We start from the raw sequence: 21,374 nt of genomic DNA, 5'->3' as shown, positions 1-21,374 counted from the left end.
CGGAGGCCGGAGGTCCGCGTCACACCGCTTCCGGTGCTCCGGCGGGTCCGCCGGGGTGCGGCGCGGGGACCGGTTTGGTCGCATGTACCGGCATCCTGTAATCTTGGCAGTCGCTGCCCGGCCCAGCATGTGCTGTTCCGTGGCCGGTTCCCGATACCGAGAGCCACCAGTGGCCGAGGCGGCGGATTACCAGACCAGTCGTGCGGTGGACCCCGGTGCGAAACCGAGGTACTACCGTGTGAAACGAGTGCCGAGCACTATAGGAAGAAGGGCAGCCGACCGATGGCAACGTACGCGATCGTCAAGACCGGCGGAAAGCAGTACAAGGTCGCGGTCGGTGACCTGGTGAAGGTCGAGAAGATCGAGGGTGCGCCGGGCACCTCCGTGGCACTGTCGCCGGTGCTCGTCGTCGATGGCGCCGAGCTCACCACCGCGGCCGACGCGCTCGCGAAGGTTTCGGTGTCGGCCGAGGTGGTCGAGCAGACCAAGGGCCCGAAGATCCGCATCCACAAGTTCAAGAACAAGACCGGCTACCACAAGCGCCAGGGACACCGTCAGCCGCTGACGGTCCTGAAGGTCACCGGCATCAAGTAACCACCCCGCAGGGCCCCCGCAGGCCCGCGCTGAAGGAGTATCAGCAATGGCACATAAGAAGGGCGCATCCAGCTCCCGGAACGGCCGCGATTCCAATTCCAAGCGGCTCGGCGTGAAGCGTTTCGGCGGGCAGTCGGTGAAGGCCGGCGAGATCCTGGTGCGGCAGCGTGGCACCCACTTCCACCCCGGCGTCAATGTCGGCCGTGGCGGGGACGACACCCTGTTCGCGCTCGAGGCGGGTGCCGTCGAGTTCGGTAGCAAGCGGGGTCGTAAGACCGTCAACATCGTGGTCCCGGAGCCGGTCGAAGCCTGACCGGCTGACGACTCCACCACAGCGAGCGGGTCAGGGTGATAAACCCTCGGCCCGCTTTTCGCGTTTCCACCCCCGGTGCCGCCGCCCCGACCGGGCCCGGTCCCGTTTCCGGCGCTGTGTCTTCCCGACTCCGGAACGCACTGCCCGTCCCACCCTCGAACGCAGCGTCCGTCCCACCCCCGAACTCCTGAGGAGGATGATCCGGCCATGGCCAAGTTCATCGACCGTGTCGTTCTTCATGTCCGTGCCGGCAAAGGCGGGCACGGCTGCGCGTCGGTGCACCGGGAGAAGTTCAAACCGCTGGGCGGACCCGATGGCGGTAACGGGGGCAACGGCGGGGATGTGATCCTCGAGGTGGACCCCAATGTGCACACCCTGCTGGACTTCCACTTCCATCCGCACGCCAAGGCCGGCAACGGTAAACCGGGCGAGGGCGGTAACCGGGACGGGAAGAAGGGTGGGGAGCTGCTACTGAAGGTCCCGGACGGAACCGTCGTGCTGGACGCCGACGGGGAGGTTCTGATGGACCTGGTCGGGGCCGGTAACCGGTTCGTCGTCGCCAAGGGCGGCCGGGGTGGTCTGGGGAACGCGGCCCTGGTGTCCCGGGCCCGTAAGGCGCCCGGTTTCGCGCTGCTCGGTGAGGAGGGAGAGGCCCACGATGTCGTCCTCGAACTCAAATCCGTCGCCGATGTGGGGCTGGTCGGCTTCCCGTCCGCGGGCAAGTCGTCGCTGGTCTCGGTGCTGTCCGCCGCCAAACCGAAGATCGCCGACTATCCCTTCACCACGTTGGTGCCGAACCTCGGCGTCGTGAACGCGGGGGATACGACGTTCACGATCGCCGACGTACCGGGACTGATTCCCGGTGCCAGTGCGGGACGCGGCCTCGGCCTGGACTTCCTCCGGCATCTGGAACGGTGCGCGGTGCTGGCGCATGTGGTCGATCTGGCGACGCTGGAACCCGGCCGCGACCCCCTCTCCGATATCGACGCTCTCGAAGCCGAACTCGCCGCCTACAAACCCGCCCTCCGCGGTGACGTGAGCCTCGGCGACCTCGCGGATCGGCCGCGAGTGGTGATCCTGAACAAGGTCGACGTGCCCGAGGCGGAAGACCTCGCGGATCTGGTCACACCCGAACTGCGGGAGCGGGGCTGGCCGGTGTTCCGGATCTCGGCGGTCGCCCATTCCGGTCTGCGGCAGCTGACCTTCGCACTCGCCGAACTGGTACAGGCCTATCGCGACGCGCACCCCGCGGCCGCACCGAAGCGGCCGGTGATCCGCCCGGTCCCGGTGGACGATTCCGGGTTCACTGTGCGCGCCGACCCGGAGGAGCCGGGCGGGTTCATCGTGCACGGCACCCGGCCCGAGCGCTGGGTGCGCCAGACGCAATTCGACAACGACGAGGCCGTCGGTTATCTCGCCGACCGCCTGGCCCGGCTCGGCGTGGAGGACGAACTGGTGCGGCTGGGTGCGGAGCCGGGTGCGCCGGTGACCATCGGCGAGGTGACCTTCGACTGGCAACCGCAGATCGCCGCGGGCACCGATATGGTCCCGACCGGCCGCGGTACCGATATCCGGCTCGAACAGACCGATCGGGTCAGTGCGGCCGAACGTAAACACGCGTCGCGGGTGCGGCGCGGTCTGGTGGACGAGGACAGCGAGGAGTAGGCGGGGTGAACCAGGGTGACCACGGAGCAGGGGCACGGCCGTGACCCGGGTTTCGGCAGAACTCAGTGACGCCCGGCGGGCGATCGCCGGGGCCCGGCGGGTGGTGGTGAAGATCGGCTCGTCCGCGCTCACCAGCCTGACCGGTGGACTCGATATCGACCGGCTGGACCGGCTCGCCGACGCCATCGAGGCCCGGATGCGGGCCGGTTCCGATGTGGTCGTCGTATCGTCCGGAGCGATCGGTGCGGGTCTGGCCCCGCTCGGCTTGACCAGGCGGCCCCGTGACCTCGCGACCAAACAGGCCGCGGCCAGCGTCGGCCAGCTCGCGCTGGTCCATGCCTGGGGCACCTCGTTCGCCCGGTACGACCGCACCGTCGGTCAGATCCTGCTCAGCGCCGACGATTTCGCCCGCCGGGAACATCATCGCAATGCGCAGCGCACCCTGGACCGGCTGCGCTCGCTGGGTGCGGTGGCGGTGGTGAACGAGAACGATACCGTCGCCACCGAGGAGATCCGGTTCGGCGACAACGACCGGCTGGCGGCGCTGGTGGCCCATCTGGTGGGCGCCGACGCGTTGTTCCTGCTCTCCGATGTGGCCGGGCTCTACGACGGTGATCCGCGTAAGGGCGACGCGAATTTCATCGGCGAGGTGCGCACCAGCGCCGATCTCGACGGCGTGATCGCCGGGAGCGGCGGCGTGCTCGGCACCGGCGGGATGGCCTCGAAACTGTCGGCCGCCCGGCTGGCCGCGGACGCCGGTGTCCCGGTGCTGCTGGCCGCGGCCGCCGAGGCCGCCGAAGCGCTCGGGACCGGTACGGTCGGCACCGCTTTCGCCGCCCGTCCGGTGCGGCTGTCGGCGCGCCGGTTCTGGGTCCGGCACGCCGCCGACAGCCGGGGCGCGATCCTCATCGATTCCGGGGCGGTCGAGGCCGTGGCCCATGCCCGGCGCTCGCTGCTCGCCGCCGGAATCGTCGGGGTCCGCGGCCGTTTCCACGGCGGTGACGTGGTGGATCTCGTAGGCCCGGATCGCACGGTCGTGGCGCGTGGGGTCGTGGAATACGACGCCGCCGAACTCGCGACGGTGCTCGGCCGTTCGACCCGGGAACTGCCGGACGGTATGCAGCGTCCGGTGATCCACGCCGACGATCTGGTCCGCGTCTGACCGCGGGGACGACCTCGTCGGCTGCCGGGTCAGGCGATACGGCCCAGATGATCGGCTGTGCGGGTGGTCTCCGGTAGCCGGTGGCGCGGGGCCAGTCGCAGCACCAGCGCGCAGGCGGAGTCGAGGGTGAAGCGGTGTCCGACCGAGACGAACAGCGGTTTGACGCCGGGTTGGGTGCGCAGGGCACGGCCGACGATTTCCCCGTCCACGGTGACCGGGCTCGAATCACCGCGGGCCGGGCCGGGCTCGTGATAGTCGCCGGAGGATTTCTTCGCGACACCGATACTCGGCAGATCGGTGAGTACACCCAGATGCGCGGCGAGGCCGAAGCGGCGGGGATGGGCCAGCCCGTGACCGTCGCAGACCAGCACATCGGGCTCCACGCGCAGGGCTTCGAGCGCGCGGGTCAGCGGCGGTATCTCGCGGAATGCGAAAAGACCCGAAATATACGGGAACTCGATACGCTCCCGGACGACCGACTGGTCCACCACGGTCAGCGAATCCACATCCAGCACGGTGACCACGCCTATCGCGATATCGGGATCGCGGTAGGCGACGTCCAGCCCGGCGGCCCGCCGGATCGGGCCGTGCTCGTCGCCCAGCCGTACCCGGTCCCGCAGTCGCTGCTGCACGGCGACGGCCTCGTCCGCGCTGACCGCCCATTCGTGCATCCGCCGGACCCGTACCATGCCGGCAGCCTATCCGGCTTCGGGGACCACCGCGTAGGTGCGCAACCGTTCGGCGGCCCGTTCGTCGGCGAGTTCGACGCGCAGGTCGGGGTTCTCGTGGTAGAAGCGGATCAGCCAGTAGGTGGCCGCCGACCCGATCGAGAGTTTCTCCGCGTGGATACGTTTCGTGACCCGGCGACCGGGTTTGCGACCGGGGCGGGAGATCCGGATGGTGCCCTTGGAATTGTTGCGTGACACCACCTCGATCTGTTCGATCGAGGTCCAGCTCACCATGTTCGCGACCGAGGTCTTGGTGGGCAGCACGATATGCATCGGTGTCAGCACCAGCCGGCGGATCTCCGGTCGCCGCGCGTACACACAGAGATAGAGCAGAACCAGTCCGGCGGCGGTGAGAGCCACCCACGGTGGAATCGGCGGATGCGGATTCAGGGTGAGCGTGCCGGTCCAGGTGCCGATACCGAAGATCGCGCACACTGTCGCCAGGCCGAGGAAACAGATCACCAGGGCGACCTCGTAACCGAGGGACCGGCGGATCACCAGTGTGTCCTGCTCATTGGCGAATCGCGCGCGTTCGATCCGGATCCGCGAACGGCCACGCGAGGTCGCCGAGAGCATCGGCAGGTAGGAGGCGACCCAGGCGGCGGCCGCGATATGGATCGCCGGCTGTAACGGTTGCCCGGCGTCCAGCGCGAGCGCGGCCTGCGCCAGCAGAAAAGTGGCGAGAACGGCTACGAGGAACACCGCCGGATAGGTCCAGCCGTTCAGATTGCCCCACAATTCCCGCGGGGGCGGGAAAAAGTCCCGGTCCGGAGCCGGTCGCGGATCGGCCACCGCGTCCGGCCCCGCAACGGCCTTCGGCTGCTCGGGGGATACGGTGTGCGGCTGGCTTGTCATCGGTACTACCTGTACTTCAGATTCGATCGGGCGCCTGCGATGATATCGGCAATCGAAGGGCAACTCCGCCTCGTGCGCCGTGTCGTCTGTGCGCCACGGTGCTCCGGACTCAGCGGGTGGATCCGGGAGGGACCGCGGCGCGGCGGTAGCGGACGACCGGCACACCGTCGTCGACCGTGATCGTCGCGGCCACACCGTAGACGTCCCGCACGAGTCGTTCGGTGAGGGTTTCGGCGGGGATGCCGTGGGCGGCCACCCGGCCCCGGTCCAGAACCAGCAGGTAGTCGCAGAACATCGCGGCGAGATTGAGGTCGTGCAGGGCGACGACGGTGGTGAGCGGCAACCGCGTGACGAGATCGAGGATATCGAGCTGATGGGCGATATCGAGGTGATTGGTCGGCTCGTCGAGCAGCAGTTCACCGGGCTCCTGGGCCAGCGCCCGGGCGATCTGGGTGCGCTGCCGTTCACCACCGGAGAGGGTGCTCCAGTAACGGTGTGCGTGGCCGGTGAGCCCGGTGTCGCGCAGGGCCCGGTCGATCGCCGCTTCCTCGTCGCCGTCCTGGCCGAACACGTCGCGGTGCGGAACGCGTCCGAGCCGCACCACATCCCGCACGGTGATATCGACCTCGGTGTGCGCGTGCTGCCCGACCATGGCGATCCGGCGGGCCAGCGGGCGGCGGCCGAGGCGATGCAGAGGAGTTCCGTCCAGGGTGACGCTGCCGCGATCCGGTCGTGAAACTCCGGCCAGCAGGCGCAGTAGCGATGATTTACCGGAACCGTTCGGTCCCAGCAGACCCACTGTCTGCCCGGGTTCCGGACGGACGGTCACCGCGTCGACGACCAGGTTGCCGCCGCGAGTCCAGGACAGATCCTGTGCGTGCAGTGTCACCGTGCGCTCCGCGAGGCCGGGGTCCGGTTCTCGAATGCCCGGCCGGTCACGGCGCGCTCCGGGTACGGCACAGCAGCAGGGCGAAGGCGGGGACACCGATGAGTGCCGTGACGACGCCGACCGGTACCTCCTGCGGCGCGAACACGGTCCGGGCGAGCGCGTCGACCCAGACCAGCAGGATCGCGCCCAGTACCGCGGTCACCGGGATCAGCCGGCTGTGCCGGGGACCGACGAGGAAACGCGCGGCGTGCGGTAGCACCAGACCGATGAAACCGATCGCCCCGGCCGCGCTGACCAATACCGCGGTCATCAGCGCCGTGATCACGAGCAGGACGAGCCGGGTCCGGCCGACCGCGACGCCCAGGGTCGCGGCGGTCGACGAGCCGAAAGTGAACGCGTCCAGCGCGGAGGCGTACCACCGGCACAACGCCAGCCCGGCGACGCACACGGCCGCGGTCGTGCCCACATCGGTCCAGGTGGCGCCCGCGAGCGAACCCAGCAGCCAGAACAGGATCCCGCGGGTCCGTTCGGCGTCGGCCGAGGACAGGACGACGAACGAGGTGAGCGCGGAGAACAGCTGGGTTCCGGCGACCCCGGCCAGGACCACCTTCGCGGTGCCGCCCCCGGCTCCCGCGGCCAGTACCAGCACCAGCCCGAACGATACGAGCGCACCGAGGAAAGCGCCGGTGGACAACGAGATCAGACCGCCGCCCACACCGAGGACCGCCACCAGTACCGCACCCGTCGACGCGCCGGAGGAGATCCCGAGCACGAACGGATCGGCGAGCGGATTGCGCAACAGCGACTGCATGACCACCCCGCATACCGCCAGACCGGCACCGCAGATCGCGGCGAGCAGGGTCCGTGGTAGCCGCAACTGCCAGACGATGCCTTCGCGGATCGGCGAGACGGCCGCGGTGCCGATCCCGAGTTTCTCGAACAGCACCGCGTAGACCTCGCCGACCGACAGCTCGGCCGGACCGATCGTGACGGTGAAGGCCATCGAGACGACCAGGACGGCCGCACCGGCCACCACCAGCGCCGCCGTCGCGGGCGCGCGGGCGACCCGGACGGTGGTGCTCGGTGCTGCGGACCTCACGAACCGTAACCCCACCGCTCCAGGGCGTCGGCGACTTTCTCGACCCCGTCGACCGTCCGGATCGAGGGATTCATATCGGCGCCGTTGACCACGATGTAGCGCCGCTCCCGGACCGCGGTCAGTTTCGCCGTCACCGGATTCGATTCCAGGAAGGCGATCTTGCTGTCCAGCGCGTCCCCGGCGAGGCTGCGCCGGCTCAGGTCGGCCAGGACCAGGGCGGTGGGGTCGCGGTCGAGGACGGTCTCCCAGCTGACCTGCGGCCATTCGTCGGTGGTGTCGTCGAATACGTTTTTCGCGCCCACCGCGTCGGTGATGATCCCGGACGAGCCGCAACAGCCCGCGACGTACGGCGTGGAGGTGTCGGCGAACCAGTAGGCCAGCGAGACCCGCTCCGCGGCGATCCGCCCGGATGCGGCCGCGTAGCGGTCGCGCAGTTCGGTGACCAGCCGCTCACCGCGGTCCGCGACATCGAAGACGGCGGCCAGGTCGCGGATCTCCCGGTACACCGAATCCATGGTCAGCGGTTCGGTGCGGGCACCGTCGGCATTGACGCTGATATCGGTTTTGCCGTCGCAGTCGGTGGGCGAGAGATAGGTGGGGACACCCAGTTCGGTGAACTGCTGCCGCTCGGCCACGCCGCCGGGACCGAGGGTACCGCCGAAGGAGGCGGTGACGAAATCCGGTTCCTTGTCCAGGACGACCTCGAAGGAGGGTTTGTTGTCGGCCAGCCGCGGCACCCGCGCGTTGTCGGCGGCCAGGTTCTCCCGCACCGGATCGGTCCAGGTGGCGGTGCCGGCCATACGATCGGCCAGACCGAGCGACAGCAGGATCTCCGCCGACCCCTGATTGAGTGCGACCGCCCGCTGCGGCGGCGCCGCCACGGTGATCTCGACGCCGCAGTTCTCGATCGTCATCGGGTAACCGGCGGCGGACCCGGCGGCGGGACCGCCCGAATCGGGGGCACCGGTACATCCGGCCAGCAGGAGGGTGGATACCACGGCGGTGACCGCCGAAGAAAAGGACCGCGTCACGGCGTGGACTCCTTGCGTCTGGGCCTGTGCGCGAGGCCGGGAACCGAGCTCGGCGGATGAGTGATCGGACTCCACCACGCGGGTGTCACCGTTGCGCGCCAGTCCCGGATTTCCACCGGGTTCCCTCATCACGCCCCGACCGCAGTGCGGCCGCCGTCCATGCTATCCGACAGCGAACTGGACGTTCGACCCGATCGAACCGGCATACCGGCCGTGGGCGAATGCGACGGCGATTTCCTGCCAGCGCGCACCGTATGTCCTCCCCGATGCTCATAGGGCACGAACGGAAATCACGAAAGGAACGACATGTCGGACAAGATCGTGGTGGTCACCGGGGCAACCCGCGGAATCGGACGCGCCACCGCGACGGCATTCGCCCGCGCGGGCTACCGGGTGATCGTCACCGGCCGCCGCGCGCCGGCGGTGGAAGCCGTGGTGGGCGAACTGCGGTCGGCGGGACTGGCGGCCGAGGGGGAGATCCTCGACGTGTGCTCGGTGGACAGCGCGCGGTGCCTGCACGATTCCCTCGCCGAACGGCACGACCACATCGATGTACTGGTGAACAATGCCGGCATCCTGCCCGAGGCCACCGCCACGGGCACGGTGAACTTCGCCCATCCCGGCGCGTTCACCGAGACATTGATGACCAACACCTTCGGTCCCGTCAATGTGATCGAAGCGCTGCTGCCGCTGGTGCGCCGCGCACCGGCCGGCCGGATCGTCAACATCTCCACCGAGATGGGCTCGCTCACCGAGCAGCGGAACCCGGAATCGGCGTACTACTCGATGGTGGTCCCGGGTTATCAGGCGTCGAAGGCGGCACTGAACAGCATCACGGTCGGCCTGGCCAAATCGCTCGCCGATACCGCCGTCCGGGTGACCTCGGTATGCCCCGGTTTCGTCGCGACCGAATTGGCTCCCGCGGCGGCCGACGCGCCGACGACACCGGAGCAGGCCGCCCAGGTCGTCCTCGCGGCGGCGGAGTCGCCGGAGGTGTCCACCGACGGTTCCTTCGTCGGCGCGCAGGGGGCCATCGCCTGGTAGCGGGTCCGGGCGGAGTGTTCAGTGCTGTTCCCGGTCGGCGTCCGCGGCGGCCGTGATCCCCGCGGCGGCATATCGCACGAACGCCGCCACCTCGGCACGGTGCCCGGCCCAGTCGTCCACCGCCGCACCGAGATAGCCGTCCCGCGCGCGGCGCAGCAACGCGGCGTGCGCGGCCGGCACCCGCGCCGCGAGTCGCTGGGCCGCTTCGGTTTTGGAGACCACCGCCCCGGTCTCCGCGGTGATCCACATCCGGGCCAGTGTCAGGATGGTATTGCGCTCGTCACCGTCCACGCCGGCGAGCAACGCGGGCAGGCTCTCCGTGATCGCGCGGACCAGATCCTCCGGCGGCACCGGATCCAGTAACCGAGCGGCGGGCGGTCCGGCCAGCGCCACCGACGAGTCGCGCACCATGCCGAGCAGGATCGCCAGATCGGGGTCGGGCGCGGGCGGGTCGACCGCACCGCGCTCGAACTCCGCTCGCAACCACTCGCCGTACACGAACTCGCCGCGCGGCGGGAAGCGCCACGGCACCACGGCGTCACGCGCCACCACGGTGAGTTCCACCGGCCTGGCCTCGCCCGTGCGGGGCCACCGTCCCGACTGCGGGAGCAGTCGCTCGGCCAAACGCGAACGCAGTGCGTCATCGAGGGCCGCGGCGGTGACCGCCAGGAAATCGAGGTCGCTGTCGTCCTGCAGACCGCTGGTCACCGCCGACCCGTACAGGTACAGGCCGAGCAGGTCGGCACCCAGCAGATCGGTGACGATTCGGGTGATCGGCGCGGTGTCCGCGGCGAGACCGGCGGGTGGCATGGGCACGGATCCACGATAGGCAAAGGGGTATCGACAGCGTCCGGGCATCGAGGTATCGCACTCCGCTGATCCTGCTCGTCCCGCAGGCCCGCCGTTTCGCGGATTTCTTCCTGCTCGCCCGCCGTGCCGATCCCGCCGTGCAACCGCCGCTGTGCACGAGCCGGCGGGGCGCGCGGATCGCCGGGTTCGCCCAGACGGCGGTCGGTATCTGGCTGGTCGGCGGAGTGGCGGTCCTCGGCTGGTCGAGCTGGTGGGAGTACGGCGGCGGTGCGCCGAAGCCCGAACTGTACGGGCTGTGGGAGGTCACCGAGTTCCGGATGGACGGCCGGCCGGTACCCCCGCTGCTCACCGACCCCGATCGCTGGCAACGGCTGGTGATAGAGAAGGAGGGCGCGGTGTCGTGGCAGCGGATGAACGGGGCGTTGGTGACGGTGCCCGCACAGATCGACGCGACCGCACACACCCTCACGGTCGCCGCTCCGGCCGGTACCGACCCGGCGGGCATGCCGATTGCCGACTTCGCCTATGCCCGTCCGGAACCCGGCATCCTGCGACTGGACGGAGAACTGGACGGACGGCCGGCGACCATCGATCTACGAGCGACCGATCCCGCTGCCTTCCCGCTGAACGGTCCGCGGTTCCACTGGGTGCAGGACCATCCCGATCAATAGTGCTCCGCGGGCCCGCCTCAGGATTGTGGCGGAATGACTCCGGGCTGGTCGGGGGCGCGCTGTCCGGGCACCGGTCCGGTGATACCGGGCTGCCCGGCCGGATCCGAGAGCGGTACCGCGGTCGGATTCGGTGCCGCGTGCGGCTCCGGCTCGGCCGGATTCGCCGGCGCGGGTGGTGGTTCGGCCGCGGGCGGTTGGACCGGTGGTGCCGGGGGTGGTGCCGGTGCGGTATCCCCGGGAGCGGGCTCGGCGGGGGGCGCCGAGCCGTCGGTCGGCTCCGGGACCTCGGATGCCGGTGGCTGCGGGGATCCACCGTCGTGTTCCGGGGACGGCGCAGGGGTGTCCTCCGGCGTCGCGGGAACCTCCGGCGGGGGTGCGGCCGGGGCCGAGCCGCTCTCTGGCGACGGCCGATCGGTGGCACCCTCGGACTCGGTGGCCTCGCCGCCGGGTGCGGTGGAATCTCCTGCCGCCGGGGCCGATTCCGCGCCGACCGCTGAATCGATCCGAGCCCGGGGTGCCGGCGGCGGCCCGAGCGGGGGCAGCGGACCGGGGGCGGCCGGCGGTTCGGGCAGCGCGGGGACCGCGGTACCCGCCGCCAGATAGGCCGGTTTGTAGACCATGTTCATGGTGAGGATCGCTTCCTGGCGCAGCACCTCCTGCACCATCTGCGCGTCGATCACCTTGGCCGCCTCCAGCAGTCGGGCCAGCGCGCCGACCGGGCCGGAATCTCCGGGCGGTACCACCGCGATCTTCACCGCTTCCGCGGCCGCGGCCACCGCACCCAGGCGCAACCCCACCTGACCGAGCACGCCGGCCAGTTCCTCCACCGAATCGGCGAAACTGCGGGTGCTGGCGAAGGCGGCGTCGGCGGCCTCCCCGTCCCATTCCATCGCGTTCATCACCCGGTCCGCGCCGGCACGGGTCAGCGGCAGCGAGGTCTGCAAGGTGGTGGCGGCATGCATCCAGGTGCCGGAGATCCGCAGGATCTCACCCGCATCGATCTGCTGGGTGGCCCGATAGATGTCCTCGTGGCGCATGGCTTCGAAATGCTCCATGGCACTGATGTAATCGGGATCAAATCCCATCATGAAGTCTCCTCGAAGCAGCTACATGCGGTCCGCGGAGGCCGTAGCGAAGGCGGAGGTATCGCATCATCGAGCCTCCCCCGAAGCAGTTGCACGCGGTCCGCGGAGGCCGGGGCAAACGCGGGGTATCGCATCACAAGGCCTCCTTCGAAGCGGCAGCCCGTGTTCGGCGGAAGCCGTAGCGAAGGCGGAGGTATCGCCTTATTGAACCTTTTTCGCAGTGGGTACATGTGTCGGCGGAGGCCGTAGCGAAGGCGGAGGTATCGCCTCATGACGCCTCCTTCGAAGCCGGTGCCTGCCGTGCGCGGAGACCGAAGCAAACGCGGAGGCAACGCATCACAGGGCCTCCTCCGAAGCAGCCACTCGAGTTCGGCGTAAGCCGTAGCGAAGGAGGTTCCGCCGCATCGAGCCTTCTTCCGGCGGGTACATGTGTCGGCGGAGGCCGAAGCGTTGGCGGAGGTATCGCCGCATCGAGCCTTCTTCCAGCGGGTACATGTGTCGGCGGAGGCCGAAGCGAAGGCGGAGGTATCGCCCCTCATCGGTCGAGCCTCGCTTCGAGCGCGCGTACCGCCGCGGCGTTCGCGGCGTCGGCCTCGTCGTAGAGCCCGCCGCTGACCAGGAACGCTTCCTTCATCCGGTAGGCCGCCTCGATGTAGTGGTCGAGCAGGGCGGCGGCGTCGCGGGCCTTGTGCCCGAACCCGGCCTGGAGCTGTTGCGCCGAGATCAGACCTCCGAAACCGTGCGGATCGGAGGCGTCTTCCAGGCGCTGTCGCAGATAGATGAGCCGATCGGCCTGGCGGTCGTAGAGTTCCGCGCAGCGGCGTGCCGCCTCCGGATCGAACTTGACCGTTCCCGCATGGGCTGCCTGGCGGAACCGGACGATCTCGGCGCGGCTGTCTTCGATCTTCATGACTGGCGTCCCCTCCGTCGGTCAGGCCCAGCGTAGCCGGAACCGGCGGCCCGGGGCAGCCGGTCCGGTGCGATACCGGCTCAGACGGGTATCCGCTTCTGCAGGTGCGCGGCGAGTTGTTCGGGGGAGGCGGGAACCATGTGCACGTCCTCGTCCGCCTTGAGCAGGTAGCGACCGTCGTTTTCGACATCGAGCCAGGTGTAGTGCAGCGGCGGCGGCGGATTCGGCCGGTCCAGATGCGGTTCGATCCGGATGTGGCCGTCGGCGGTGTGCGGGGCGCACAGCAGTTTCCGGATCAGCGGTGCGGCACGTTCTTCCTGGATGACGGTTTCGGTATCGCGGACCGCCGCGGCCGAGGCGGTGCGGGCCGGGTGGCGGCCGGCGGGGGCCTTCGGCAGCAGTGCCGCCAGCCGGGCGCCGAGTTTCGTACTGTGCCCGATCGAGAGCTGGACCGGCCCGCCGAATTCCCGCGTGCGTCCGGGGGCCTGAACCGCCAGGACCGCGCGGTCGTAGACGACGCAGCCCAGTACACGCAGTTCCCGGCCCGGTTCGGGCGCCCCGCCGATGGCGATCACCCGGGTTTGCGGCAGCGCGAGAATACGCAGGCAGGCATCGAGATCGGGGTCCGGCGGGAGCCGCTGGGCGAGTTCGGCGCGCAGCAGCCGGGCATCGCGCTCGGTGCGCGGCGATTCGAGGACCCGCAGCGGATAGGGGATCCGGTCCAGGTCGGCGCGACGCCATACATGCGCGAACTCGTCGGGGGTCAGGCTCCAACTCACGCGGAATCACATCCTCACCGAAACCTGCGCGGGCCTTCTCAGACTATCGGTTGTTTCGCGCTGCCCCGACCTCGGCACGGCCGGAACCGATGCCCCCGCGGCCGGACACAAAACCCGAATACGCGGTGGACGAGGTCGTTCTCGGGTTTACTCGTCGGCACGGACGACGATGTCCTGTTGTGGCAGACCGGGTTGGAGGTCGGTTCTTGCGGGTGCTCGGGACGGACGACACCGAGACAGAGATCATGGCGCGGCGTGGTGCGGCCCCTCGGACGTGCGCGCCGGGGGCGCGACTACCGGGGTGGACGGGGACCGGCGCCGCGTGCGCTCCCCGCCGCGGGAGTGGGCGATGGCGGGGGTGATCCGGGGCGCGGGTGAGCCGGTGGCGCCGGGGGAACCGCGGATCTGGGACGATGCCACCACCGCCGAGGCCTTCCCCGGGGCCACCGCCCCGCTGACCTTCACCCTCGCCGCCGGGATCCATGGGCGGGTGTGCCGCGAATACGCGCGCTTCCTCGGTGTCCCGGCGGACCAGCTGGCGCAGACGGATGCGTGGACGCCCTACCTGCTGGGCAGTTTCCACGGGCGGGTCTATCTGGATCTGCTGCACTGGTATCGGCTGGCGGCGATCGCGCCCGGCCACCGGCTGAACCGGCGCGGGCTGGAGGCGGTGCTGGGCGCGTCCGACCCACTGCTCGATGAGCTCGCGGAAACGCTGCGTCCCTTCACCTTCGAGTCGGAGGCGCGCCGGATCCGGTCGCGGATCCGGACGACCGCGGCCTTCGTGCACCGGGCGTTGCGGACGGAATCGATGATGCGGGAGTTCCGGACCGAGTTCGACCGCGTCTGTGACCGTTACGAGGCGACGGACTATGTGCACGGGGATCACGCCTACGCCGAGTATCGGCGCCTGGACCGGGAGCTGGTCCTGCTGTGGGGCCCCGTGACGGTCCTGGACGCCCTCGCGCTGATCCTCACCGGCGCCGTGGTCGCGCTGACGGAGACCTATCTGCCGGAGGCGCCCACCACGTTCCGGTACGCGGCGCTGCGGCCTCCCGCGGATACCGGATCATCCGGCGCACCGGAACACCCCGCCGTGGGGGAGCCGATCGTCACCGGAGTGGACCCGGACGCCTACCTCGACCGGACGCTGGGCGGCCCGCGCCGATGGCTCTACGACCTGGTGCGGGTGCGCGCGGCGCGCTGTGCCGCGCACCGGGACACCATCCGGTCGAGCCGGACCCGTGCGGCGGGTCTCGTCGAGGCCATGATCCGGGTAATGGCCCGCGACCTCGCCGACCGCGCGATTCTCCACGAGTCCGCCGATATCCGGTATCTCACCGCAGGCGAACTGCGCGACTGCTACGACCGGGTGCCGATACCGGATCTGCGGGCCCGGATCGCGGCCCGGAAGGCCGCTCACGCCGCCGGCGAGTTCTCGGCTCCGGTACGTTTCAGTACCGAAGGCCCGGATTTCTCGGATAATGAACTGGCAGAACAGGGTTGGTCACCGCGTGCCCGGATCGCGGCCGCGCGCGACGGCGATGTGCTCACCGGAATCGCGTCCGCCGCGGGCGTGACCGAGGGGACCGCGGTGGTGGCGGATCGATCGGGCGACCCGGCCCCGGGGGTCCTGGTCACCGAGAGCGCCGACCCGCGCTGGGTGGCGGCACTACCGTCGGCGTCGGCCCTGGTGATCGAACACGGTGGCCCGCTCACCGTGGTGGCGACCGTCGCCCGTGCGCTCGGTGTGCCCACGGTGGTGCGGGTGCCCGGATGTACCGCGAAACTGCGGACCGGTATGCGCCTGCGGGTGGACGGGTCCGCGGGCACGGTGACGGTGTTGTCCGGGGTGGGCCGGAGATGAGGTGGAACAGATGACCGATCCGCAGACCGCGCAACCCGCCGCGCCGCCACCGCCGGACCCGCTGGCGGCGCTGCTGTCGGCCCTCACCCCGGCCGAGGACAAGGCCGGCGCCTACCACGGCGACACCTATGTGCTCGAATGCGTCGATCAATTGCGGCGGTTGCGGGTCGACCCCGCCGCGTTCGCGTCCCGCCATTCGCTGCTGCTGCTGGCGCCCGGTGCCATCGTCTCCCGGGCGGTGGATCCGACGCTGAAATGGCTGTCCGGCAACGGCTTCCGGGTGGTCGATGCGGCCGCGGTGCCGTTGAACCGGCATCTGGTGCGCGCCCTGTGGCGCTACAGCTGGAATACCGCCTCACCGGAGCGGCACCGGCTCACCGATCTGCTGGCCGGGATATCCGAGGCGCTGCTGCTGGTCGTCACCGGCCCCGACGGTGAACTTCCGGCCCCGGTACGGCTGGCCGAAGGCGCGGGACCCGACGATCCGGCGCAGCGCCGTCCGGGACAGTTGCGCTACCTGCTCGGCCGGCGCAGTACGGTGCTCGACCCCGTGCACACGCCGGAAGACCCCGCCGATGTCGTGCGGGAACTGGCCATCTTCTTCCCCGAGACCCGCCGCGCCGAGGTGATCTCGCGGGCGTACACCGGCGCCGACAGCGCCGAGACCGCCCGGACCCTCGCCGATGCCCTCTATGCCCGGACGCCGTGCCGTTCCTTCGACAAGTCCGTCGCGCTCGATCGCATCCTGCGCGATCTCGATCGGGCGGGTGCCCCCGCACCGGCGGATTTCGACGCCGGGTCCGCGGGCGCCTGCGCCGCGATGCTGACCCGAGCCCTGGCGTCCGGACTGGATATCGACCCGTGGTCGGCGATCGTCCTGGGCGCGGAGGTGCTGCCGATGCGGGCCGGCGCCGGACCACAGACCCTGCGCCCGGTGACCGCGGCCGACTGGCGGGCCGGCGCGCGCTGACCCCCGGGGTGCGCCGACGGGCGTGTCACCGGTAATCGGCCACCTGCGAGAATTCGCGAATGCACATCGCGATCGGCCTGGTTGTTCTGGTGGCCTCGGCGGCGGCCGTGGCGGCGCTGGCGCGCCGAGCCGGCATCTCCGAGCCCCTGGCCCTGACCCTGGCCGGGGTCGCCGCATCGTATCTGCCGTTCGTCCCGGAGGTCCATCTGGAACCGGAGGTCGTGCTGCTCGGCCTGCTGCCGCCACTGCTGTACACGGCGGCGATCCGTACCTCGCTGGTGGATTTCCGGGCCAATATCGGCGCGATCGCGCTGCTGTCGGTGGGGCTGGTCCTGTTCAGTACGTTCGCGGTGGCCGCGGTCGTCTGGTGGCTGCTGCCGGTGCCGTTCGCGGTGGCCGTGGCGCTGGGCGCGGTGGTGGCGCCGCCGGACGCCGTGGCGGCGACCGCGGTGGCGCGGCGGATCGGGATGCCGCGCCGGATCGTGTCCATCCTCGAAGCGGAGTCGCTGTTCAACGACGCGACCGCGCTGGTGGCACTGCGGACCGCGATCGCGGCGTCGGCGGGTGCGGTGTCGGTGTGGAACGCCGGCGGTGATTTCCTGCTCGCCGCCGGCGGCGGCGCGGTGGTGGGGATCGCGGTCGCGTACGCGCTCGCCCTGTTGCGGCGGCGGATCACCGACCCGGTCCTGGACACCACACTGTCCTTCCTGGCGCCGTTCCTGGCCTATCTGCCCGCCGAGGAGATCCACGCCTCTGGCGTGATCGCCGTGGTGACCTGCGGGATGATCCTCGGACACGGGGCACCGGTGTGGCAGAGCGCGGCCTCGCGTACCGCCGAACGCATCAACTGGGGCACCGCGCAGTTCATCCTGGAGAGCGCGGTGTTCCTCGTCATCGGGCTGCAGGTGAACACGATCGTCCGGGACGCGTGGGCGAGCGGGCTGGACCACCGCACCCTGATCGTCACGGCGCTCGCGGTCCTGGTGGCGGTGATACTGGCACGACCGGTCTGGATCTTCGGCTATGCCCTCCTCGAGCGGGTGATCGGGCGGTCGCCGGCGCCCGTGGCCCATTCGACCGTGGTCTCCTGGGCCGGGATGCGCGGGGTGGTGACCCTGGCCGCCGTGCTGCTGCTGCCCGCGAACACTCCGCAGCTGCCGGTATTGAAACTGCTGGCTCTGGTCGTCGTCGCGGGGACCCTGCTGCTCCAGGGCACCTCGCTGTCGTGGCTGGTCCGGCGGCTGCGGCTACGTGGGCCGAGCCGTGCCGAGGACGCGCTGCAGAAGGCGAACCTGCTGACCCAGGCGTCCAACGCGGGACTGGCCGCGCTGGACGCGGCGATCGGTCCGGATACCCCGGAGGAGGTCGTGCACTCACTGCGCGACCGGGTCACCTGGCGGACCAATGCCGCCTGGGAGCGGCTGGGCCGGCCGGAATCCGAGCTGGCGACCCCCACCGCCGAATACCGCCGGTTGCGGTTGGAGATGTTGCGCGCCGAACGGGAGACGGTGCTGCGGGTCCGCGACTCGGGCGGGGTGGACTACGAGATCCTCCAGCACGTACTGGCCCGGCTGGACCTCGAGGAGTCCATGATCGACCGGTTCGACGAAGGCGACGAGGAGGAGCGGGCCGAGCCGCTGGCGGTCCCCGGCGGCGCGGCCGAGGACTGCGCGCATCTGCGGGCAGCCCCGCTGGTGTGCGAATCCGACGGGCCGGATGTGTGCGCGCAGTGTGTGGCGGAGGGCCTGACCTGGGTACATCTGCGCATGTGCCTGACCTGCGGGAATATCGGCTGCTGTGATTCCTCCCCGGGTAACCACGCGGCCGGGCACTACACATCGACCGATCACCCGGTCATACGCAGTGTGGAGCCGGGCGAGGCGTGGCGCTGGTGCTACGTCGACGAACTCCTCGGCTGACCTCGATCGGCTGCTGCCGGCGCGCGGTATTCACCGGGTGCCGCGGGCGGGCCGGCCGCTGTCGGTGGCCTGCGGCAGTATGGGCGCCATGACGACGGCACCGGGCAGCACCATGGGCGGGGCCGGCGAAGTCGCCGGCGAACTACGGGAGCACGCGGAGGCGCTGCTGCGCGAGCTCGCGGGGCCGGGCGCCCGCTTGCGGGAGGACCAGTGGACCGCGATCGAAGCGCTCGTGGTCGGTAGACGACGGGCCCTGGTGGTGCAGCGCACCGGGTGGGGTAAATCCGCGGTCTATTTCATCGCGGCGAAGCTGCTGCGCGCGCAGGGTCGCGGGCCCACCGTCATCGTCTCGCCGTTGCTGGCCCTGATGCGCAACCAGGTCGCCTCGGCCCAGCGGGCCGGCGTGGTCGCGGCGACCATCAATTCCGGCAATGTCACCGAATGGGACGAGATCCATCAGCAGGTGGCGGCCGGTTCGGTGGATGTGCTGCTGGTCAGCCCCGAACGACTGAACAACCCCGATTTCCGGGACCAGGTGCTGCCCCGGCTCGCCGCCGACGCCGGGCTGGTGGTCATCGACGAAGCGCACTGCGTCTCCGACTGGGGCCACGATTTCCGCCCGGACTACCGCCGCATCCGCACGCTGATCGCCGACCTCGGCGCCGATGTACCGGTCCTGGCCACCACCGCCACGGCCAACGACCGGGTGGTGACCGATGTGGCCGGGCAGATCGGCACCGACACCCTGGTCCTGCGCGGGGACCTCGACCGTGCGTCGCTGCATCTGTCGGTGGTCCGTTTCGACGACGCGGTGGAACGCACCACGTGGCTCAGCGGTCAACTCGACCGGTTGCCGGGTTCCGGGATCGTCTACACCCTGACCGTGGCCGGCGCCCACGACCTCGCCGATGTGCTGAACTCACACGGCCACAAGGTCGCCGCCTACACCGGCCAGACCGACCCCACCGAACGGGAAGCGCTCGAGGCCGCCCTGTTGAACAACGAGGTCAAGGCGCTCATAGCCACCTCCGCGCTGGGTATGGGCTTCGACAAACCCGATCTGGGTTTCGTGGTCCACGTGGGTGCGCCGTCCTCGCCGATCTCCTACTACCAGCAGGTCGGCCGTGCCGGGCGCGCGACCGAACGCGCCGAGGTGGTCCTGCTGCCCGGCCCCGAGGACACCCGTATCTGGAGCTACTTCGCCTCGGTCGCCTTTCCCCGCGAGCATGTGGTCCGGTCGGTCCTCGAAGCGCTGGATCGGGAGCGTCCGCAGTCCACCGCCGCCCTGGAACCCCTGGTCGAACTGAACCGCTCCCGGCTCGACATGGTGCTGAAGGTGCTCGATGTGGACGGCGCGGTCCGCCGGGTGCGCGGCGGCTGGCTCGGCACCGGCGAGCCCTGGGCCTACGACGCCGACCGGTACGAACGGCTCGATGCCGCCCGCACGGCCGAACAGCAGGCCATGCTCGACTACCAGCGCACCACCGGCTGCCGGATGGAGTTCCTGCGCCGCCAGCTCGACGATCCGGCGCTACTGGCCGCCGCGCCGGGTACCGGCGCCTGCGGCCGCTGCGACAACTGCACCGGCGAGCATCGCGAGACCACCGTCGACACCGCGGCGGTGGCCGCCACCCGGGCCCGGCTCGACCGGCCCGGTATCGATCTCGCGCCGCGTAAACAGTGGCCGACCGGGATGGCGAAACTGGGTGTGCCGCTGTCCGGCAAGATCGCCGAGGGCGCCGAGACCGGGCGGGTGCTGGGCCGGCTGAATTCGCTGGGCTGGGGCCGGCGGCTGCGCCCGATCCTCGACGGCCCCGACGGCCCGGTTCCCGACGAGGTGGTCGACGCGTGCATTCCGGTACTGCGGGAATGGGGCTGGGCCGTCCGGCCCACCGCGGTACTGGCGCTGGAGTCCGAGACGCATCCGGTCCTCACCGGATCGCTGGCCGAACGCCTCGCCGGGATCGGCCGCCTGCGCCACCTGGGCACGCTGCGCATCCGTCCGGACCGGCCACCGGTCTCCGCCGTCAACTCGGCCCACCGGGTCGCCGCGCTGTACGACGGGTGGGAGGTCCCCGACCTCGGCGCGGCGGACGGTCCGATCCTGCTGGTGGACACCCTCACCGACACCGGCTGGACCTTCACCGTCGCGGCGTGGGCGCTACGCCGGGCGGGCGCCCCGGCGGTTCTTCCGTTCGCGCTGGCGACCCCGGCCTGACCGGTGCGTCCGCGGCGGCCGCCGACCGGGTTCGCCCCCTGGCGGTGGGCAGCCGGTCGAGCAGCGCGAACAGGCCGATCAGCACCACTGCCAGGACGACCACCAGGAGTGTGTTGGTCACCGCGGTCGCGTACCCCTTCCGGGTGACGGTCAGGAACGGATACGGGTACCAGTCGGTCACGGCGCCGTGGGCGAAGGTGTAGCCGATCCAGGCAACCGGCCAGACCAGTGCGGCGCCGATCGTGCGCCGATCGATCCGGGGCCGGGGCCCGAACACCAGCCATGCGGCCAGGCCGGCCCAGGGGGCGAGATAGTGGAAGCCCAGATTCGCCCACCACGCCGCGCCGGTCAGATGTACCTCGTCCGCGAGTACCAGGGTGAAGACGAGGCCGGTGATCACGACCCCCAGCAGGGAGTCCAGTCGCACCACCCGCCAGAGCCGCCCGTCCCGCGCCGGATTCAGAGCCAGCCCCGCCGAGGCGACCAGCAGGAACAGATTGCTCTGGATGGTGAAATAGCTGAACAGGCGGACAAGTTCCGTCCCGATACCGGCGTCCGGTTCCGCGCGTCCCGAGTTCGCGTCCGGGCCGCCGGTGAACAGCAGCGCCAACTGGGTCACCAATGCGGCCGCGATCACCAGTGCGATCACGAGATGACAGGCCCGGGCGGCCGAATCGGCCGCGGCGGCCCGGCCGGCCGGCCGAATATGCGCGTTCACACCGGTCCATCCTGCCGTCGCCGGCCGTGCCCGGGCCGGCGACACGC

Annotated in this window: 20 protein-coding genes and 1 riboswitch; of the genes, 10 read left to right on the top strand and 10 right to left on the bottom strand. The window is 70.5% G+C overall.

Annotation, left to right across the window (positions count from 1 at the left end; translation table 11 throughout):
* Positions 1-282: 282 nt before the first annotated feature.
* The 4 genes from rplU (at position 283) to proB (ending at position 3,734) form a co-directional block, all read left to right on the top strand.
* The gene (rplU, locus tag NF4_RS23035) at positions 283-594 is read left to right on the top strand and encodes a 50S ribosomal protein L21 (protein WP_030523233.1); all 312 of its coding nucleotides are present in this window, start codon (positions 283-285) and stop codon (positions 592-594) included.
* Between the two features lie 46 nt (positions 595-640).
* The gene (rpmA, locus tag NF4_RS23030; protein WP_063129452.1) at positions 641-907 is read left to right on the top strand and encodes a 50S ribosomal protein L27; all 267 of its coding nucleotides are present in this window, start codon (positions 641-643) and stop codon (positions 905-907) included.
* 207 nt (positions 908-1,114) lie between these two features.
* Complete coding sequence (obgE, locus tag NF4_RS23025) at positions 1,115-2,572, top strand: GTPase ObgE (protein WP_063129451.1); 1,458 nt, start codon at positions 1,115-1,117, stop codon at positions 2,570-2,572.
* Between the two features lie 40 nt (positions 2,573-2,612).
* Positions 2,613-3,734, top strand: a complete 1,122-nt coding sequence (gene proB, locus NF4_RS23020) for a glutamate 5-kinase (protein WP_063129450.1) — start codon at positions 2,613-2,615, stop codon at positions 3,732-3,734.
* Positions 3,735-3,763: 29 nt separating this feature from the next.
* Here proB and NF4_RS23015 read toward each other — a convergent pair whose 3' ends face one another.
* The 5 genes from NF4_RS23015 to NF4_RS22995 form a co-directional block, all read right to left on the bottom strand.
* The gene (locus NF4_RS23015) at positions 3,764-4,423 is read right to left on the bottom strand and encodes an endonuclease V (RefSeq protein ID WP_063129449.1); all 660 of its coding nucleotides are present in this window, start codon (positions 4,421-4,423) and stop codon (positions 3,764-3,766) included.
* Between the two features lie 9 nt (positions 4,424-4,432).
* Entirely contained in the window at positions 4,433-5,317 is an 885-nt protein-coding gene (locus NF4_RS23010; RefSeq protein WP_063129448.1) for a hypothetical protein, read from the bottom strand.
* A gap of 109 nt (positions 5,318-5,426) precedes the next feature.
* Positions 5,427-6,206: an ABC transporter ATP-binding protein gene (locus NF4_RS23005; protein ID WP_063129447.1), complete on the bottom strand. Its 780-nt coding sequence runs from the start codon at positions 6,204-6,206 to the stop codon at positions 5,427-5,429.
* 46 nt (positions 6,207-6,252) lie between these two features.
* Positions 6,253-7,305 carry a FecCD family ABC transporter permease gene (locus tag NF4_RS23000; RefSeq protein ID WP_439956771.1) on the bottom strand — a complete coding sequence of 351 codons (1,053 nt, stop codon included), beginning with the start codon at positions 7,303-7,305 and terminating at the stop codon, positions 6,253-6,255.
* Positions 7,302-8,219 (bottom strand): ABC transporter substrate-binding protein, encoded by a 918-nt coding sequence (locus tag NF4_RS22995; RefSeq protein ID WP_084533364.1) that lies wholly within the window; start codon positions 8,217-8,219, stop codon positions 7,302-7,304. Before NF4_RS22995 ends, NF4_RS23000 begins: the two co-directional genes overlap by 4 nt.
* Positions 8,220-8,352: 133 nt before the next feature.
* A riboswitch (cobalamin riboswitch) is annotated at positions 8,353-8,506 on the bottom strand.
* Positions 8,507-8,642: 136 nt separating this feature from the next.
* Between NF4_RS22995 and NF4_RS22990 the strand changes: the two genes are divergently transcribed.
* Positions 8,643-9,380, top strand: coding sequence for an SDR family NAD(P)-dependent oxidoreductase (locus NF4_RS22990; protein WP_063129446.1), 738 nt, complete (start codon positions 8,643-8,645; stop codon positions 9,378-9,380).
* An 18-nt stretch (positions 9,381-9,398) separates the two neighbouring features.
* Here NF4_RS22990 and NF4_RS22985 read toward each other — a convergent pair whose 3' ends face one another.
* Positions 9,399-10,190, bottom strand: a complete 792-nt coding sequence (locus NF4_RS22985) for an aminoglycoside adenylyltransferase family protein (RefSeq protein ID WP_063129445.1) — start codon at positions 10,188-10,190, stop codon at positions 9,399-9,401.
* On the opposite strand from NF4_RS22985, the gene NF4_RS22980 reads away from it, so the two are divergent.
* On the top strand, positions 10,184-10,861 hold the full coding sequence (locus tag NF4_RS22980; protein ID WP_157120520.1) for a hypothetical protein: 678 nt from the start codon (positions 10,184-10,186) through the stop codon (positions 10,859-10,861). The two genes, NF4_RS22985 and NF4_RS22980, sit on opposite strands and share 7 nt — an antisense overlap.
* Positions 10,862-10,878: 17 nt before the next feature.
* On the opposite strand, the gene NF4_RS22975 is transcribed toward NF4_RS22980, so the two are convergent.
* From NF4_RS22975 to NF4_RS22965, 3 genes are all read right to left on the bottom strand, one after another.
* The gene (locus tag NF4_RS22975; RefSeq protein WP_063129443.1) at positions 10,879-11,949 is read right to left on the bottom strand and encodes a hypothetical protein; all 1,071 of its coding nucleotides are present in this window, start codon (positions 11,947-11,949) and stop codon (positions 10,879-10,881) included.
* A 532-nt stretch (positions 11,950-12,481) separates the two neighbouring features.
* Positions 12,482-12,856, bottom strand: coding sequence for a hypothetical protein (locus NF4_RS22970; protein ID WP_039827705.1), 375 nt, complete (start codon positions 12,854-12,856; stop codon positions 12,482-12,484).
* A gap of 80 nt (positions 12,857-12,936) precedes the next feature.
* A complete protein-coding gene (locus tag NF4_RS22965; protein ID WP_063129442.1) occupies positions 12,937-13,635 on the bottom strand; it encodes an ESX secretion-associated protein EspG in 699 nt (232 codons plus the stop codon).
* A 349-nt stretch (positions 13,636-13,984) separates the two neighbouring features.
* On the opposite strand from NF4_RS22965, the gene NF4_RS22960 reads away from it, so the two are divergent.
* The 4 genes from NF4_RS22960 to NF4_RS22945 all read left to right on the top strand — a co-directional run bounded on the left by NF4_RS22960 (position 13,985) and on the right by NF4_RS22945 (position 20,609).
* Positions 13,985-15,502 carry a PEP-utilizing enzyme gene (locus tag NF4_RS22960; protein ID WP_063129441.1) on the top strand — a complete coding sequence of 506 codons (1,518 nt, stop codon included), beginning with the start codon at positions 13,985-13,987 and terminating at the stop codon, positions 15,500-15,502.
* 10 nt (positions 15,503-15,512) lie between these two features.
* A complete protein-coding gene (locus NF4_RS22955) occupies positions 15,513-16,472 on the top strand; it encodes a nucleoside-diphosphate kinase (protein WP_063129486.1) in 960 nt (319 codons plus the stop codon).
* Between the two features lie 59 nt (positions 16,473-16,531).
* On the top strand, positions 16,532-18,391 hold the full coding sequence (locus NF4_RS22950; protein ID WP_063129440.1) for a Na+/H+ antiporter: 1,860 nt from the start codon (positions 16,532-16,534) through the stop codon (positions 18,389-18,391).
* A gap of 112 nt (positions 18,392-18,503) precedes the next feature.
* Positions 18,504-20,609, top strand: coding sequence for a RecQ family ATP-dependent DNA helicase (locus tag NF4_RS22945; protein ID WP_063129484.1), 2,106 nt, complete (start codon positions 18,504-18,506; stop codon positions 20,607-20,609).
* Here the strand turns inward: NF4_RS22945 and NF4_RS22940 are convergent.
* A complete protein-coding gene (locus NF4_RS22940) occupies positions 20,533-21,327 on the bottom strand; it encodes a Pr6Pr family membrane protein (RefSeq protein WP_198165432.1) in 795 nt (264 codons plus the stop codon). The two genes, NF4_RS22945 and NF4_RS22940, sit on opposite strands and share 77 nt — an antisense overlap.
* Positions 21,328-21,374 lie beyond the last annotated feature (47 nt).

It is taken from the genome of Nocardia fusca NBRC 14340 (assembly GCF_001618425.1).
Lineage (GTDB): Bacteria > Actinomycetota > Actinomycetes > Mycobacteriales > Mycobacteriaceae > Nocardia > Nocardia fusca.
The sequence above is the reverse complement of the archived record's forward strand: the minus strand, read 5'-3'. Positions and strand labels throughout refer to the sequence as shown.

Coding starts and splice junctions, on each gene's coding strand:
- NF4_RS22985 (WP_063129445.1), bottom strand. CDS start 10,190: ATGCCACCCGCCGGTCTCGCCGCGGACACCGCGCCGATCACCCGAATC.
- rplU (WP_030523233.1), top strand. CDS start 283: ATGGCAACGTACGCGATCGTCAAGACCGGCGGAAAGCAGTACAAGGTC.
- obgE (WP_063129451.1), top strand. CDS start 1,115: ATGGCCAAGTTCATCGACCGTGTCGTTCTTCATGTCCGTGCCGGCAAA.
- NF4_RS23010 (WP_063129448.1), bottom strand. CDS start 5,317: ATGACAAGCCAGCCGCACACCGTATCCCCCGAGCAGCCGAAGGCCGTT.
- NF4_RS22955 (WP_063129486.1), top strand. CDS start 15,513: ATGACCGATCCGCAGACCGCGCAACCCGCCGCGCCGCCACCGCCGGAC.
- NF4_RS22995 (WP_084533364.1), bottom strand. CDS start 8,219: ATGACGATCGAGAACTGCGGCGTCGAGATCACCGTGGCGGCGCCGCCG.
- NF4_RS22975 (WP_063129443.1), bottom strand. CDS start 11,949: ATGATGGGATTTGATCCCGATTACATCAGTGCCATGGAGCATTTCGAA.
- rpmA (WP_063129452.1), top strand. CDS start 641: ATGGCACATAAGAAGGGCGCATCCAGCTCCCGGAACGGCCGCGATTCC.
- NF4_RS22960 (WP_063129441.1), top strand. CDS start 13,985: ATGGCGGGGGTGATCCGGGGCGCGGGTGAGCCGGTGGCGCCGGGGGAA.
- NF4_RS23015 (WP_063129449.1), bottom strand. CDS start 4,423: ATGGTACGGGTCCGGCGGATGCACGAATGGGCGGTCAGCGCGGACGAG.
- NF4_RS22970 (WP_039827705.1), bottom strand. CDS start 12,856: ATGAAGATCGAAGACAGCCGCGCCGAGATCGTCCGGTTCCGCCAGGCA.
- NF4_RS22950 (WP_063129440.1), top strand. CDS start 16,532: ATGCACATCGCGATCGGCCTGGTTGTTCTGGTGGCCTCGGCGGCGGCC.
- NF4_RS22945 (WP_063129484.1), top strand. CDS start 18,504: ATGGGCGGGGCCGGCGAAGTCGCCGGCGAACTACGGGAGCACGCGGAG.
- NF4_RS22990 (WP_063129446.1), top strand. CDS start 8,643: ATGTCGGACAAGATCGTGGTGGTCACCGGGGCAACCCGCGGAATCGGA.